The following is a 14,183-nucleotide window of genomic DNA, read 5'->3' on the forward strand; positions in this document are numbered from 1 at the left end:
GCCATTCGCGACGGCGGTGGTTCAGGCCGGGCGGGTGAGGGCGGCCAGGGCGCGCACGTCGGCCGCCTCGCCCAGTGCCCAGCAGGCGTCGAGCAGCCGGCGGGTGCGGTCGCGGCCCAAAATCGCATCGGACATGCCGCTGAACTTGGCCTCGAGCTGAGCATCGGTCAGCGGCTTCTGCATCGAGCCGATGGCGTGCTCCACGAAGACGTGGATGCGGCGGCCGTCGGCCAGCACGGCGGTGACGTCGGCGCTGGCTTCGTCGATGCCGTCGTCGACCGTGGCCACCACCTTGCGGCGCAGCGCCACCATGTCCTCGCGGTTGACGATCGCATCCGCGTATTCGTCCTCGGTGGCCTGGCCGAAGATGAGCCCGGCGGCGCAGCCGTGGTAGACGCTGAACTTGCCCTGCAGGCCGTCGGCGGGTTCCTTCTTGCCGGTGAGTTCGAGCACCAGCGAATGCACCCGCAGCTCGATGCGCTCCACGTCCTCGGCGCGTACGCCCTGGTCGCGCAACTGCACGCAGGCGTCGATGCTGGGGTGGATCACGATGCCGCAGGCGAAGGGCTTGTAGCTGTTGAACGAGATCTCGAAGCGCTGCCCGAGTTCGTCGGTGACTTCGTTCCAGGCGGTCTTGGGCGATACCACCTGGGCGAAACCGCGGGGGGCTTCCAGCGCACGCGGGCTGGCGGTGAAGCCGTGCTGCGCCATCAGGGCCGACATCAGGCCGGCGCGCGCGGCACCGCCCGGGTGGAAGGGCTTGGTCATGGTGCCGAACTGCTCGCGCAGGCCCACCGGCTGCGACGCGGCGATGCCCAGCGCCATGCGGGTGCGGTCCACGTCGAGGCCGAGCAGGCGCGCGCAGCCGGCGGCCGCGCCGAGCATGCCGGTAGTGCCGGTGATGTGCCAGCCACGGTCGTAGTGGTCGGGATAGATGGTGTTGCCCATGCGGCAGGCCACGTCGATGCCGATGACCAGCGCATCGATCAGTTGCCGGCCGCTCGCGCCGGTGTGTTCGGCCAGGGCCAGCAGGGCCGAGGCCACCGGTCCGGCCGGATGGATGATGGTCTTGAGATGGGTGTCGTCGAAGTCGAAGGTGTGCGAGCTGATGCCGTTGAGCAGCGCGGCGCTGGCGATGTCGACCCGCTCGCTGCGCCCGGCGATGCTGGCCTGCGCGGACGGCTGCAGCACCTGCACCGCCGCCAGCGCCGCCTGCACCGCTTCATGGTGGGCGGCGCCGACCGCGCAGCCGAGCCAGTTGAGAAAGGTACGGTGCGCCTCGCGGTCCACCGCGTCGCTCCAGCCGCGCGACGGATGCCGGGCCACGAATTCGGCCAGGATCTGGGTGATGGGAGGGGCGTTGTGGTCGGCCTGGACCTGGGTGTTGCGTGCCATGGATGGGTTGCTTCGGGGAGGTGAAAGGAAAGGAAGGTAGGAGGACGGTTGCGACGGGTCGGCGAGCCGACGGCCGGTCAGTCCAGCGAGATGTTCTGCGCCTTGGCCAGGGCGCTCCAGCGGGCCACGTCGCGCTGGATGTAGCCGCCGAATTCCTGCGGCGTCATGGCCATCGGCTCGACCGCCTCGCCGCCCAGTTTCTCGCGCATGTCGGGCGCCTGCAGCACGGTGGCCAGGGTGTCGTTGAGCTTGCGGACGAGTTCGGCGGGCATGCCGGCCGGCCCGACCACGCCGTACCACTGCACCGCGTCGAAGTTCTTCAGGCCGAGCTCGTCGAGCGTGGGCACATCCTTGAGCTGCGCGGCGCGGCTGTTGCCGGTGACGGCGAGCGCCCGCACCCGGCCGGCCCGGATGTGTTGCAGCGCGGCCGCCAGGCCGGGGAACACCGCCTGGGTCTGGCCGCCCATCGCATCGGTCAGCGCGGGAGCGATGCCGCGGTAGGGCACGTGCACGAGCGGCGTTCCCAGCTGCTGCGCCATCAGCTCCATGGTGAGGTGGGTGAGCGAGCCGGCGCCGGCCGAGCCGTAGCTCACCTTGCCGGGATGGGCCTTGAGGTAGGCGACGAACTCGCGGAAGTCCTTGACCGGCAGCTTGGGGTCGATCACCAGGACGTTGGGGGTGGCGCCGATCATGCCGATGGGCGTGAAGTCCTTGACGGGGTCGTAGGGCAGCTTGCGCGTGGCCGGGCTGGTGCCGTGGGTGGCGACGTATCCCTGCATGAGGGTGTAGCCGTCGGGCGCGGCACGGGCGGTGTTCTGGCAGGCGATGACGCCGCCGCCGCCGCCCTGGTTGTCGACCACGAAGGGCTGGCCGAGCGCCTTGCCCCAGCGTTCGGTGACGGTGCGGCCGACCAGGTCGCTGCCGCCACCCGCGGCCACGGGCACGATGTAGCGGATCGGCTTGTCGGGAAATTCCTGGGCGAGGGCGAGTTCTGGCGTGGCGACCAGCGTCGCGGGCGCCAGGGCCGATGCCGCCCGCAGAAGCGTGCGTCGTTGCATGTTCTTGTCTCCGTCTTCGTTGTCGTCTGCGCGGCCGCCCCATGCGACCGCCCGGTAACCAGGGGACGCGGCGGGCTCAGCCCGTGGCGTCGTTCAGGCGCACGAAGGCGTCGCGGACGTGGGTGGCCAGCAGCTGCTCGCTGCGGGTCGCGTCACCGTCGCGCAGGGCGCGTGCGATAGCCGCGTGCTCGGCGATGGAAGCCTTCATGCCCATGTCCTGCGACAGGTTCTTGAGCCGCGACAGGTGCAGTTTCTGCACGACGTTGCGGTAGGTCTCGGCGACCGGCAGGTTGTCGGCGGCCTCGACCATCAGCCAGTGGAAGCGCAGGTTCTCGGCGTAGTAGCGGGCGACGTCCTGCACCTGGGCGGCGGTGCGCATGTCGGCGATGGACGCGTCGAGCGCATCGCACAGGGCGAGCCGCGCGGGCAGCGGCAGGCTGGTGGCGCGCCGGCCGGCATAGCCGTCGAGCAGTGCGCGCAGGTCGTACAGGCCGCGGATCTCGTCGGCGTCGGGTGTGTGCACGAAGACACCCGCGTGCTTGCGCGACACCACCAGGCCGGAGCTTTCCAGCTCGCGCAGCGCTTCGCGCACCGGCACCCGCGAAACCCCCAGCTCGGCGGCCACGTCCGGCTCGCTGATGCGTTCGCCCGGCGGCAGCTCGCCACGCAGGATGCGCCCGAGCAGGTGGTCCCGGACCATCTTGGAAAACGAGGTGTTGCGCACGGCGGCGAGCCGGGTTTCGTCGGTGTCGGTCTGCCAGGGCAGCATGCGTTTCTCCTGCGGATGTGTACGTAATATCGTATACGTTGTGGTCCGGGAGAATGATGGTTTGCCCGAAGAAGCCGACCGGCGAGGTCTGCGCGCACCGGCGCGCGGGAGGTTGGTTGAAAACTGCGAGCGCGACCGCTGTGTCAACCGGCGATGACCAGCAGCACCTCGGCCTGTACGTCGCCCTGGCTGGTGATCTTGTGCGGCACGGTCGAATTGAAATGTGCGCAGTCGCCCGCCACCAGCGATTCGCTGCGGTTGGCCAGCTGCAGGGTGATGGAGCCGCTCAGCACGTAGAGGATTTCTTCTCCCTCGTGATGGCTCATCGGATGCCCCCGGCCGCGCTCCTTGCCGGGCTGCAGCACGAAGGCCAGCATGCGGTGCCCGGGCGCGGTGCCGGCCACCACGCGGGGCTCGCCCTGCGCGGGGTTGCGGGCACGGGCCTCGTTTGCCCGGGTGATCGTGACCGGGTCCGACTCCGAAGGCTCGCCGAACAATTCCTCCACCGGCACCTTCAAGGCCTTGGCCAGCTTGAGAGCCGCACCGATCGAGGGCGTGGACGCACCACGCTCCACCTTGGACACATAACTGCGGGTGAGATCGGCCGCCTGAGCCAGGGTTTCCAGGGTCATTCCCGCCTGCACCCGCAACAATTTCAACTTGATGGACATCTGAATCTTGTAGGACACATGTGTCCAATACTAAACTTGAGTCATTCCGGCCCGAGTATTGCTAGACGGCACCCGTACCAACCGAGGAGTATTGTCATGGCTATCCTTTCCCGCCTTCGCTCGAGCGTCTTCCGTGCCGTGCCCACGCTGTGCGCAGCGGCCGTTCTTTCCCTGACGGGCATCGCCGCGAGCGCCCAGGGCGCCTATCCCAGCAAGCCGATCAAGCTGGTGATTCCCTTCGGCGCCGGCGGCATCACCGACGTGGTGGGCCGGCTCATCGGCCAGCAACTGGGCGAGGAACTCAAGCAGTCGGTGATCATCGACAACCGGGCCGGCGCCGGCGGCAGCATCGCCGCGCAGGCGGTGTCGCAGGCCGCGCCCGATGGCTACACGCTGCTGCTGGCGACGGTCGGCACGCAGGTGGTCAACAAGATGATCTACAGCAAGCTGGCCTACGACCCGGCCGCCTTCGCGCCGGTCTCGCTGGTGAGCAATTCGCCCTACGTGATGGCGGTGAGCGACATCCCCGGCGTGAACGATCTGCAGGGCCTGGTGACCTATGCGCGCTCGCATCCCGGGCAGCTCAACTTCGGGTCGGCCGGCAACGGCAGTTCGCCGCACCTGGGCATCGAGCTGTTCAAGCTGTCGACCAAAACCTTCATCGTGCATATCCCGTTCAAGAGCGGCGCCGAGGCGGTCAACGCGGCGCTGGGCGGGCAGGTGCAGATCGTGATCGACGCGATCCCGGTCATCCAGCCGCAGGTGAAGGCCGGCCGCCTGAAGGCGCTGGCGATTGCCGACAGCCGGCGCAACGCGGCGGTGCCCGAGCTGCGGACCAGCGTGGAGCAGGGCGTGCCGGGCTTTCAGATCGGCTCGTGGAACGCCATCGTCGCGCCGCAGGGCACGCCCGCCGCCACGGTCGAGGTGCTGTCGCAGGCGTTGACCCGCGTGCTGTCGCGGCCCAAGGTGGTCGCGAGCCTGGCCGAGCTCGGCATCGAGCCGCTGCCCACCGGTGTCGCCGCCTACAACGCCCATGTGCGCGCCGAGACCGAGAAGTGGACCCGCGTGACGCAGGCCGCCGGCACCAAGCTCGATTGAAGGCGACACATGCTGCTCTACGACACCCAACGCTCGGGCAATGCCTGGAAGGTGCGGCTGATGGCCGGACTGCTCGGCCTGCCGCTGCCGCGCCGCACGCTGTCGATCGACCGAGGCGACCTGCGTGCCGACGAATTCCGTGCCATCGCGCCGCTGCGGCAGGTGCCGGTGCTGGTGCTCGACGACGGCAGCGTGCTGTCGGAGTCGATGGCGATCCTGTTCTATCTGGCGCAGGGCAGCGACTGGTGGCCCCGGCTGCCGCTGGCGCAGGCCGAGGTGCTGACTTGGCTGTCCTTCGAGCAGGAGCGGCACATGAAGCCGCTGGCGCAGCTGCGCTTGCACCTGGGCCTGCACCGCGACCGTGAGCCGGCCAGCGCGGAGATGCGGCACCACGCCTCCGAAGCGCGAGCGGCGCTCGATATCCTGCAGGCGCAGTTGCTGCGCCAGGGCGCGGGCGGCTGGGTCGCAAGCAGCGGCCATCCCAGCATCGCGGACGTGGCGCTGTATCCGTACACCCGCATGGCGAGCCTCGGCGGCATCGACCTGTCGGCCTGGCCGCGCATCGTCGACTGGCTCGCCCGCATCGAGGCCTTGCCGGGCTACCAGGCGCTGTTTCCCGGCCAGCCCGAACTGAATCTGTCAACCGTGGAATCCACCGCGGCGAGCTGACCCATTCCCATCCAAGGAGACTTCTTCCCATGAGCAACCCCGACACCTTCACGCTCGACAAGCAGGCGCTGGTGCAGAGCGCCTATCGCCAGATGGACGCGCACCTCGAGGAGAGCGGCTACACGCTGGCGCAGAAACTGGCGCTGACCTGCCGCATCCTGTTCGACAACGGCCACGACTCGGGCCTGGCCGGGCAGATCACCGCCCGCGCCGCCACGCCGGGCACCTACCTCACCCAGCGCCTGGGCCTGGGCTTCGACGAGATCACCGAGGACAACCTGCTGCTGGTCGACGAAGACCTGACCGTCCTCGAAGGCAGCGGCATGGCCAACCCGGCCAACCGCTTCCATTCGTGGGTGTACCGCGCGCGGCCGGACGTGAACTGCATCGTGCACACCCATGCGGTGCATTCGGCGGCGCTGGGCATGCTGGAGACGCCGCTGCAGATCTCGCACATGGACAACTGCGTGCTCTACGACGACGTGGCCTTCGTCGGCCGCTGGCCGGGCATTCCGGTGGGCAACGAGGAGGGCGAGTTCATCGCCTCGGCGCTCGGCGACAAGAAGGCGCTGCTGCTGGCCCACCACGGCCTGCTGATCGCGGCGGCCAGCGTGGAAGAAGCCGTGGTGCTGGGCGTGGCTTTCGAGCGCGCAGCGCGCATGCAGCTGCTGGCGATGGCCGCCGGCGACATCCAGCCGATCGACCCGCAGCTCGCCCGCGAGGCGCACGACTGGGTGCTGCGGCCCAAGCGCAACGCGATCGCGTTCGACTACTACGCGCGGCGCAGCCTGCGCGGTGGGCGCAACACGGACGTGTTGCGCTGACGACCGCCGAGCGGACTCAGGCCGGCGTGGCGGTGGCCGCCCATTCGGCCCGGTGCGCCTCGGCCATGGCGATCATGCTTTCGAAGCGGAAGTCGTAGCGCGGCGTGCCGGGCGGGGGCATGGTGGCGCCCCAGCCCTCGGTGGCATGGCGGCGGTCGATCCAGGCCGAGGCCAGGCCCATGCTGTTGGCCGGAGCGTGGTCGTGGAACAGGCTCTGGGCGGTGTGCAGCACCTCCTTGGCACCGAGCCCGAAGTCCGACTGCAGGTGCTGCAGCATGTATTCGAAGTTGTTCAGGCTGGGCTTGTAGCTGCCGATGTCCTGCGCCGGGTAGATGGCGTCGAACGTCACTTGCAGCCGCTGGTTGCTGGCGCGGAAGGACAGCCGGTCGACGTTGGACAGGATCACCAGCCGGTAGTGCTGCTTGAGATAGGTCAGTGCCTCGACCGAATCGGCGAACTCGGGCCAGTCGGGCACCGACGCGCCGAAGACGTTGGCCTCGGCCGCCGTGACCGGCACGCCCCATTCGGCGGCCAGGCGTTTGTAGACGTTGGCCAGGATCTGCGGATAGAGCATGTCGGGCGTTTCTTCTTCCTGGGAGGCCTCGTGCTGGGCATAGTTTTCCAGGACCTGGTCGCGCGTCTTGCCGTGGCCGGCCTTGGCCGCCAGCGGTGCCAGCGCGTTGAAGATGCCGCTTTCCCAGTCGATGAGGGTGCCGTAGCAGTCGAAGGTGAGGACCTTGAAATCGGAGAGTTTCATGATGGTTCGCTGAGAGGAAAAAACAGGGGGGAAGTCAGGCGGATTCGGCGGTGGCCGAGGCTTGCACCGTTTGCGCCAGCACGTGTTCGATGGCGCCGCGCAGCCGCTCGATCAGCACGTCGACGTCGGCCTCGGTGTAGTTGAGCGAGGGCGCGAAACCCAGGATGTCGTCGCCGAAGGCGCGGAACACCAGGCCGCGTTCGAGCGCCTCTTCGAGCACGCGCTGGCCGAAGCGCAGCGCGGGCTCCGGCCGGGCCTTGCTGGCCTTGTCGGCCACCAGTTCGACGGCGCCCAGCAGGCCGCGTACCCGCACCTCGCCGACGCAAGGCAGCGCTTCGAGTTCCTTCAGGCGTTGCTCGAAATAGCGGCCCACCTTCTGGCCGTTGGCCAGCAGGCCGCCGTCGAGATAGAGGTCGAGTACCGCGTTGGCCACGGCCGCGCTTACCGGGTGGCCAGCGTAGGTGCTGCCGTGGCCGAAAGGCGTGCCGTCGGCGCCGGCGGCCGCAATGGCCTGGTAGATCTTCTCGGTAACCATCGTGGCGCTCATGGCGGCGTAGCCGGCGGTCAGCCCCTTGGCCATGGTCATGAGGTCGGGCGTGACGCCTTCGCCGCCGCAGGCGAACAGCGGGCCGGTGCGGCCGAAGCCGGTGATGACCTCGTCGACGATCAGCAGGATGTCCAGCCGGTCGCAGGCTTCGCGCATGGCCTTCAGGAAGCCCGGCGGGGGAATCACCACGCCGCCCGAACCCTGGATGGGTTCGCAGATGAAGGCGGCGACGTTGCCGGCGCCCAGCTGGGCCACCTTGGCCTCCAGTGCGGCCACGGTGGCGCGCAGCACGGCGGCTTCGTCGGGGCCGCTTTCGTGGCGATAGGCGTAGGGCGATGGCAGGTGGTGCTGCTCGGCGCCGGGCACGTCGAAGAAGCGGTGGAACACCGGCAGGGCGGTGAGCCCGCTGCCGGTGGCGGTGCTGCCGTGGTAGCCGCGCTGCAGGGCGATGAAATGCTTCTTGGACGGCTGGCCGATGGCGTTGAAGTAGTAGCGCACCGTGCGGATGGCGGTGTCGACCGCGTCCGAGCCGCTTTGGCCGAACATCACGCGGGTCAGGCCCTCGGGCGCCAGCTCCACCAGCCGCCCGGCCAGCCGGATCGCCGGCTCGCTGGCGAAGTGGAAATAGCCGGTGGCGTAGGGCAGGCGCGCCATCTGCTCCTGGGCCGCACGCACCACCGACTGCTGACCGTAGCCCACGTTGACGCACCACAGGCCGGAGAAGGCGTCCTGTACCCGCTTGCCGTCCATGTCGGTGAGGTGGATGCCGTCGGCGCTGGCCCAGATGCGGGCGCCGCGCTGCTCGTGCTGCACGAGGGGCGCGACCGGGTGGATCCAGTGGGCGCGGTCGGTGGCCAGAAGCTCGGCCTGCTTGCTGTCGATGCTCATCTCGGGTCCTTCGGTTGCGGGTCAGAAAAGATCGGCGCCCAGCGGCACTTCGCGCTCGGGGCCGACGAGGATGGGAGCGCCGTCGGCGCCACGGGCGCCTACCACCAGCACCTGCGCCTCGTAGCCGCCGATGCGCATCGCGCCGAGGTTCATGGCGCACACGACCTGCCGGCCGATCAGCGATTCGGGCGTGTAGAGCGCGGTGTACTGGCCGCTGGACTGCCGGGTGCCGATCTCGCCGAAGTCGATGACCAGCTTGTAGGCCGGCGTGCGGGCCTTGGTGTTGAGCGTGGCCTGCGCGATGCGGCCGACGCGCAGGTCGAGTCTCGCGAAGGCCTGGGGATCGATGTCCATGGAAGTCTCGTCGGGTCGGAACAGGGCTTCAGCTTAAGAGCTGGGTGCCCTCGGGAATACCTGGGAAAAGTAGATTTCTGTGGCAGAGTCTTCCTATGTTTAACAGGTGCTCGAACGCCCCCGCATGAACCTCCTGAACGCGATGAAGCTCGACCCGCTGGCCGGCGGCCAGGTGGTCGCGGGCGCCAAGGGTCTCGACCGCGAAATCGCCTGGGTGCAGGTGGTGGACCATCCGGACATCGATACCTGGGTCGACGCGGGCCACCTGCTGCTGAGCACCGGCTACAACTGGCCGCGCAAGGGTCGCAAGGCGGCGGCCATCGTCGAGCGGCTCGCGGCCAAGGGGGTGTGCGGCGTGGTGATGGCGGTGCCGCATTTCGTCGACCACTTTCCCAGGGAAAGTCTGGAGGCGGCCACGCGGCTGGGATTTCCGCTGATAGAAGTGCCGTGGGACGTGCCCTTCAGTGCCATCACCCAGTCGGTGCTGCGGGCCTTGCTCGACACGCAGGCCGAGGCGCTGCGGCGCTCGGAGCGCATCCACCGCGAACTCACCGAGGCCGCGGTCGCGGCCGACGGGCTGCAGGAGGTGGCCACGGTGCTGGGCAGCGTGCTGGGGCGCGATGTGGCGATCGTCTCGGCCGAGGGGGTGGACCTGGCCGGCTTCGCCGCCGACGGCGTGCCGCCGGCCGGCTGGTACGAGCGGCTGAAGGCGCGCGGCGCGCTGCGCGCCATCGACGCCGGCACCCGTGCCGTGCGCTGGCGGCCCCGGCCGTCGCGGCTGACGACCACGGTGCCCGGCGTGGTCGGCCAGGCGGTCCGCATCCGCCACGAGATCGCCGGCTATGTGCTGGTGGCCGATGGCGCGGAGCCGGCGACCGAACTGGATCTGAGGGCGATCGAGCAGGCCGGCACCGTCGCGGCACTGCAGCTGTCGCACCAGCGGGCGCTGGCCATGCAGGAGGCGCGCATGGGTTTCGCGCTGGTCGCCTCGCTGATCGAAGGCAGCTTCGACGAAAAGCCCGGCAGCTTCGAGCGCGCGGCGCTGATGGGCTGGGAGCGCCAGCGGCGCTACCGGCTCGCCACGGTGCTGCTGGACGAGCCCAATCCGCTGACCAGCGAGGGCTTCGCGCGGCGCGAGGTGTTGGCTTCGCAGATTCGCGCCGAGCTCGCGCGCCTGGCCGAGCCGGTGCTGATGAGCCTGGTGTCCAACCAGATCCATCTGCTGTTGCCTGAAAAGGTGCGGCCGGAGTCGCTGTGGGCCAATCTGGCGCACGGGCGCTCCGCGATGGGGATCAGCGAGCTGCACCGGGGCGTGGCCGGCATGCGGGCGGCCGGGCTGGAGGTGGAGCAGATCGTGCCGCACCTGCTGCCCGGGCGGGTGCAGGGCTTCGACGAGATCCTGTTTCCGCGCGTGCTGGCCGGTGATGCGGCGGCGAGGGCGACCTTCGTGGCCCGGGTGTTCGAACCGCTCGAAGGCCGCAAGGGCTCGCCGCTGATGGACACCGCCATCGCGCTGGCCGAGGAGGGCTTTCACCTCGAGCGCGCGGCGCAGCGGCTCGAGGTGCATATCAGCACGCTGCGCTCGCGGCTGGCGCGATTGTCGGAAGCCACGAGCCTGGACATGGCGACGGTGGAGGGGCGCTTTCGCCTGCAGGTGGCGGTGCGGCTGTGGATGCTGGAGCAGGCCTGAGCAGGCTCAGGCGCTGATCAGCTTCTGCACCAGCGCGGGCGTGCTGGTCACGTTGTACTTGCGCAGCAGCCGGGTCTTGTAGATGTCGACCGTGCGCGGGCTGATGCCCAGCGACAGGGCGACTTCCTTGCCGGTCTTGCCTTCGATGAGCAGGGCTGCGATGTCGCGCTCGCGCGGTGTGAGCGAGCCGCGCAGCACCGAGTTGACCTTGCGTTTCATCGACAGGTCGGTAAAGGCCCAGAGCGTGTCGGCGTGGGGGTCGTCGGGCGTGTAGGTGAAGCCGCTGACGTGTACCCAGAACAGCTCGCCGTCGAGCCGCTTCATCACGCGGTCGTCGGAAAAGGTGAGGTGCCGCGCCAGCGTGGGCGCGATGCGCCTGGCCGTTTGCTCGTAACGGCTCAGGTCCGGATAGAGCCGCTCGAAGGTGGTGTCGACCAGCTCTTCCACCGTTCCCCGGAACATCTCGGCGAAGGCCTTGTTGCAGTCGACGATGACCCGGTAATGGGCGATGGCCTGGCCCACGGGCGCATCTTGAAACGCTCGGCGGTAGTCGAGCCGGTGGTCGGGCCCGGATTTTGCGTTGGCCATGTCTGTTGCCTCTTTCGGGGTTGGACCTGCTTAGGTGTTCAGCACCTATTGTAGTAGGAGTATACGAGTCATAGACTCGTAACGTAGTAAGTGTTGGAGTCGTGATGTCCGTTTACGTATTTCGCCATGCCGACGTGCTCGACCTGGACGCCGGATCGTTGGTCCGCAACGTCGATGTGGTCGTCGGGAACGAGTCCATCGTGTCCATGGGCCAGGGCCTGCCGGTACCGGCCGATGCCCAAGGCGTCTACGACGCCACCGGGCTCACGCTGATGCCCGGGCTGATCGACTGCCATGTGCATGCCACGGCGTCCACGGTCAACCTCGGCGTGTCGGCCAAGATGCCCAACGCGCTGTCGGTGATACGGGCGCTGCCCATCTTGAAGGGCATGCTGTCGCGCGGCTTCACCAGCGTGCGTGACGCGGGCGGCAGCGATTGGGCGCTGTCCTCCGCATCGAAGGACTGGCTGATCGATGCTCCGCGCATCTTTCCCTCGGGCAAGGCGCTGTCGCAGACCGGCGGCCACGGCGACTTTCGCCAGCGCGGCGATCAGCTCGAAGCCTGTTCCTGCTCCTACCGTATCGGCGATATCGGCCGTGTGGTCGACGGCGTGGACGAGGTGCGCCGTGCCGCGCGCGACGAGCTGACGCGGGGTGCCACCCAGATCAAAGTGATGGCCAGCGGCGGCGTGACCTCGCCCAACGACCCGATCGGCAACACCGGTTACTCGATGGACGAGCTCAAGGCCATCGTGGCCGAGGCAGAAGCCTGGCAGACCTATGTGATGGCCCATGCCTACACGCCGCGTGCCATTCGCCGAGCGGTGGAGGCGGGCGTGCGCACCATCGAGCACGGCAACCTGATCGACGAGGAAACCGCGCAGCTGCTGCGCGAGAAGAACGTGTTCGTGGTGCCCACGCTGATCACCTTCGACATGCTGGCGGTGGAGGGCGAGAAGTTCGGCCTGCCGCCGGAGTCCATCGCCAAGGTGGACGATGTGCGGCTGCAGGGGCGCGCCGCCATCGCCATGCTGCACCGCGTGGGCGTGAAGATGGGTTTCGGCAGCGACCTGCTGGGCGAATCGCATCGGCACCAGAGCGCCGAGCTGCAAGTGCGCGCGGAGATCGTGGGCAACCTCGAATCCATCCGCAGCGCGACCACCGTGGCCGCCGAGATCCTGATGCGCGCCGGCCAGCTCGGCGTGATCCGGCCCGGTGCCACCGCCGACATCCTGCTGGTGCGCGGCAACCCGCTGGAGGACATCGGCGTGCTCACCGGCCAGGGGGAAGGACTGGCCGCGATCATGAAGGACGGCCGCTTTTTCAAGAACGAGCTGATCCAGCTCGCCGGCGTGGCCGTGGCGAGCTGAGCATGGACGCGATCCTGGAGATCCGCGACGTGCGGGCCACCTTCGGCGGCCTGCATGCACTCGATGGCGCCACCTTCTCGGTGACGCGTGGCAAGACCACCGGCCTCATCGGCCCCAACGGCGCGGGCAAGACGACGCTGTTCAACGCCATCACCGGCCTGCTGCCGCAGGCGCGCGGCCAGGTGCGTTTCGACGGTGCGGACATCGGCGGGCTTCGGCCGGAGAAGATCACCGCCAAGGGCCTGATCCGGACCTTCCAGCTGGCACGCGGCTGTCCGCGCATGACGGTGTTCGAGCACCTCATGCTCTACGGCCAGCAGCAGCCGGGCGAAGGCTTCTGGGCCGGCTTGCTGGGCGGCCCGGTGGTGAAGGCGCGCGAACAGGACCTGCGTGAAAAGGCCTGGGCGATGGCGCGCCGGCTCAAGCTCGACCACGTGCTCGACAACCTGGTGCCGGCCTTGTCCGGCGGTCAGAAGAAGCTGCTGGAGATCGGCCGCGCGCTGCTGGCGCAGCCGCGCATGATCCTGCTCGACGAGCCGATGGCCGGCGTCAACCCCACGCTGGTCGGCCAGATCGCCGAGCAGCTGGAGGCGGTGCGCGACGAAGGCATCACGGTGCTGATCATCGAACACGACATGTCGCTGATTCGCCGGCTGAGCGACGAGGTCATCGTGATGGCCGAGGGCAAATACCTGGTGCACGGCAGCTTCGAGTGCGTGACCTCGGACGCCCGGGTGCAGAGCTCCTACCTCGGAAGGAGCCGCTGATGGCCACGCTGCGAATCGAAGGCATGCGCGGCGGCTACGCCACGGCCGAAGAAATCGTCAAGGGCATCGACCTCGAGGTGGCGGCGGGCGACCTCGCCGTGATCATCGGCCCCAATGGCGCGGGCAAGTCGACCTTTCTGAAACTGGTCGCGGGCCTGCTCAAGCCCAAGGCGGGATCGGTGACGCTCGACGGCCGGCCGCTGCCGGGCGGTGACGCGCAGGCGGTGTGCCAGGCGGGCATCAGCTTCGTGCCGCAGGAGCGCAATGTGTTCCAGAGCCTCACGGTGCGCGAGAACCTGGAGATGGGCGGCTACCTGGTGCGTCGCGGTCTGCGGTCGCGGGTGGACGCCCAGCTGGAGCGCTTTCCACTGCTCAAGGACCGGCTCAAGGACAAGGCGGGCAATCTGTCCGGCGGCCAGCGCCAGGTGCTGGCCATGGCCATCGCACTGATCACCGAGCCTTCGGTGCTGCTGCTCGACGAGCCGACCGCCGGGCTGTCGCCGGCGGCGGCCGACGAAGTGTTCGACCTGATCCGCGACCTGACCGGCCAGGGGCTGGCGATTCTCATGGTCGAGCAGAACGCCTTGCTCGGGCTGGAGTACGGCACCCGCGGCGTGGTGCTGGTGGCCGGCCGCAAGTTGCGCGACGAGAGTGCGCAGGGCCTGCTGGCCGACGACGAGGTGCGCCACCTGTTCCTGGGCGGTGCGGCCGCGCACTGAGCGTTCTTGCCTTCTTCTT

The 14,183-nt window shown here is 68.8% G+C and carries 15 protein-coding genes; 7 read left to right on the top strand and 8 right to left on the bottom strand.

The features are described 5' to 3' along the window. Positions 1–21: 21 nt before the first annotated feature. The 4 genes from R9X41_RS09935 to R9X41_RS09950 form a co-directional block, all read right to left on the bottom strand. On the bottom strand, positions 22–1,395 hold the full coding sequence (locus tag R9X41_RS09935; protein ID WP_318634701.1) for an MmgE/PrpD family protein: 1,374 nt from the start codon (positions 1,393–1,395) through the stop codon (positions 22–24). 77 nt (positions 1,396–1,472) lie between these two features. Further along, positions 1,473–2,453 carry a Bug family tripartite tricarboxylate transporter substrate binding protein gene (locus R9X41_RS09940; RefSeq protein ID WP_318634702.1) on the bottom strand — a complete coding sequence of 327 codons (981 nt, stop codon included), beginning with the start codon at positions 2,451–2,453 and terminating at the stop codon, positions 1,473–1,475. A 76-nt stretch (positions 2,454–2,529) separates the two neighbouring features. Beyond that, positions 2,530–3,222 (bottom strand): GntR family transcriptional regulator, encoded by a 693-nt coding sequence (locus R9X41_RS09945; protein ID WP_318634703.1) that lies wholly within the window; start codon positions 3,220–3,222, stop codon positions 2,530–2,532. Positions 3,223–3,365: 143 nt separating this feature from the next. Next, positions 3,366–3,893, bottom strand: coding sequence for a helix-turn-helix domain-containing protein (locus R9X41_RS09950; RefSeq protein WP_318634704.1), 528 nt, complete (start codon positions 3,891–3,893; stop codon positions 3,366–3,368). 96 nt (positions 3,894–3,989) lie between these two features. Between R9X41_RS09950 and R9X41_RS09955 the strand changes: the two genes are divergently transcribed. From R9X41_RS09955 to R9X41_RS09965, 3 genes are read left to right on the top strand one after another with little or no spacing between them, the layout of a single operon-like run. After that, the gene (locus tag R9X41_RS09955) at positions 3,990–4,991 is read left to right on the top strand and encodes a Bug family tripartite tricarboxylate transporter substrate binding protein (protein ID WP_318634705.1); all 1,002 of its coding nucleotides are present in this window, start codon (positions 3,990–3,992) and stop codon (positions 4,989–4,991) included. 9 nt (positions 4,992–5,000) lie between these two features. Continuing rightward, on the top strand, positions 5,001–5,660 hold the full coding sequence (locus R9X41_RS09960; protein ID WP_318634706.1) for a glutathione S-transferase family protein: 660 nt from the start codon (positions 5,001–5,003) through the stop codon (positions 5,658–5,660). Between the two features lie 29 nt (positions 5,661–5,689). Further along, a complete protein-coding gene (locus R9X41_RS09965; RefSeq protein ID WP_412556681.1) occupies positions 5,690–6,484 on the top strand; it encodes an aldolase in 795 nt (264 codons plus the stop codon). A gap of 16 nt (positions 6,485–6,500) precedes the next feature. On the opposite strand, the gene R9X41_RS09970 is transcribed toward R9X41_RS09965, so the two are convergent. The 3 genes from R9X41_RS09970 to R9X41_RS09980 are packed head-to-tail and all read right to left on the bottom strand — an operon-like array spanning position 6,501 to position 9,030. Then, positions 6,501–7,241: a haloacid dehalogenase type II gene (locus tag R9X41_RS09970; RefSeq protein ID WP_318634707.1), complete on the bottom strand. Its 741-nt coding sequence runs from the start codon at positions 7,239–7,241 to the stop codon at positions 6,501–6,503. 34 nt (positions 7,242–7,275) lie between these two features. Beyond that, complete coding sequence (locus R9X41_RS09975) at positions 7,276–8,676, bottom strand: aminotransferase class III-fold pyridoxal phosphate-dependent enzyme (RefSeq protein WP_318634708.1); 1,401 nt, start codon at positions 8,674–8,676, stop codon at positions 7,276–7,278. A gap of 21 nt (positions 8,677–8,697) precedes the next feature. Then, complete coding sequence (locus R9X41_RS09980; RefSeq protein WP_318634709.1) at positions 8,698–9,030, bottom strand: tRNA-binding protein; 333 nt, start codon at positions 9,028–9,030, stop codon at positions 8,698–8,700. A gap of 124 nt (positions 9,031–9,154) precedes the next feature. On the opposite strand from R9X41_RS09980, the gene R9X41_RS09985 reads away from it, so the two are divergent. Next, the gene (locus R9X41_RS09985) at positions 9,155–10,720 is read left to right on the top strand and encodes a PucR family transcriptional regulator (protein ID WP_318634710.1); all 1,566 of its coding nucleotides are present in this window, start codon (positions 9,155–9,157) and stop codon (positions 10,718–10,720) included. A gap of 6 nt (positions 10,721–10,726) precedes the next feature. On the opposite strand, the gene R9X41_RS09990 is transcribed toward R9X41_RS09985, so the two are convergent. Further along, a complete protein-coding gene (locus R9X41_RS09990) occupies positions 10,727–11,308 on the bottom strand; it encodes a LuxR C-terminal-related transcriptional regulator (protein ID WP_318634711.1) in 582 nt (193 codons plus the stop codon). Positions 11,309–11,412: 104 nt separating this feature from the next. On the opposite strand from R9X41_RS09990, the gene R9X41_RS09995 reads away from it, so the two are divergent. Genes R9X41_RS09995 through R9X41_RS10005 form a run of 3 tightly spaced genes read left to right on the top strand, consistent with a single transcriptional unit; the run spans position 11,413 to position 14,164 of the window. Beyond that, positions 11,413–12,678 carry a metal-dependent hydrolase family protein gene (locus tag R9X41_RS09995; protein WP_318634712.1) on the top strand — a complete coding sequence of 422 codons (1,266 nt, stop codon included), beginning with the start codon at positions 11,413–11,415 and terminating at the stop codon, positions 12,676–12,678. Positions 12,679–12,680: 2 nt separating this feature from the next. Further along, positions 12,681–13,445 carry an ABC transporter ATP-binding protein gene (locus R9X41_RS10000; RefSeq protein ID WP_318634713.1) on the top strand — a complete coding sequence of 255 codons (765 nt, stop codon included), beginning with the start codon at positions 12,681–12,683 and terminating at the stop codon, positions 13,443–13,445. Next, on the top strand, positions 13,445–14,164 hold the full coding sequence (locus tag R9X41_RS10005) for an ABC transporter ATP-binding protein (protein ID WP_318634714.1): 720 nt from the start codon (positions 13,445–13,447) through the stop codon (positions 14,162–14,164). Before R9X41_RS10000 ends, R9X41_RS10005 begins: the two co-directional genes overlap by 1 nt. Positions 14,165–14,183 lie beyond the last annotated feature (19 nt).

Source organism: Xylophilus sp. GOD-11R (assembly GCF_033546935.1).
Classification (GTDB): Bacteria; Pseudomonadota; Gammaproteobacteria; order Burkholderiales; family Burkholderiaceae_C; genus Xylophilus.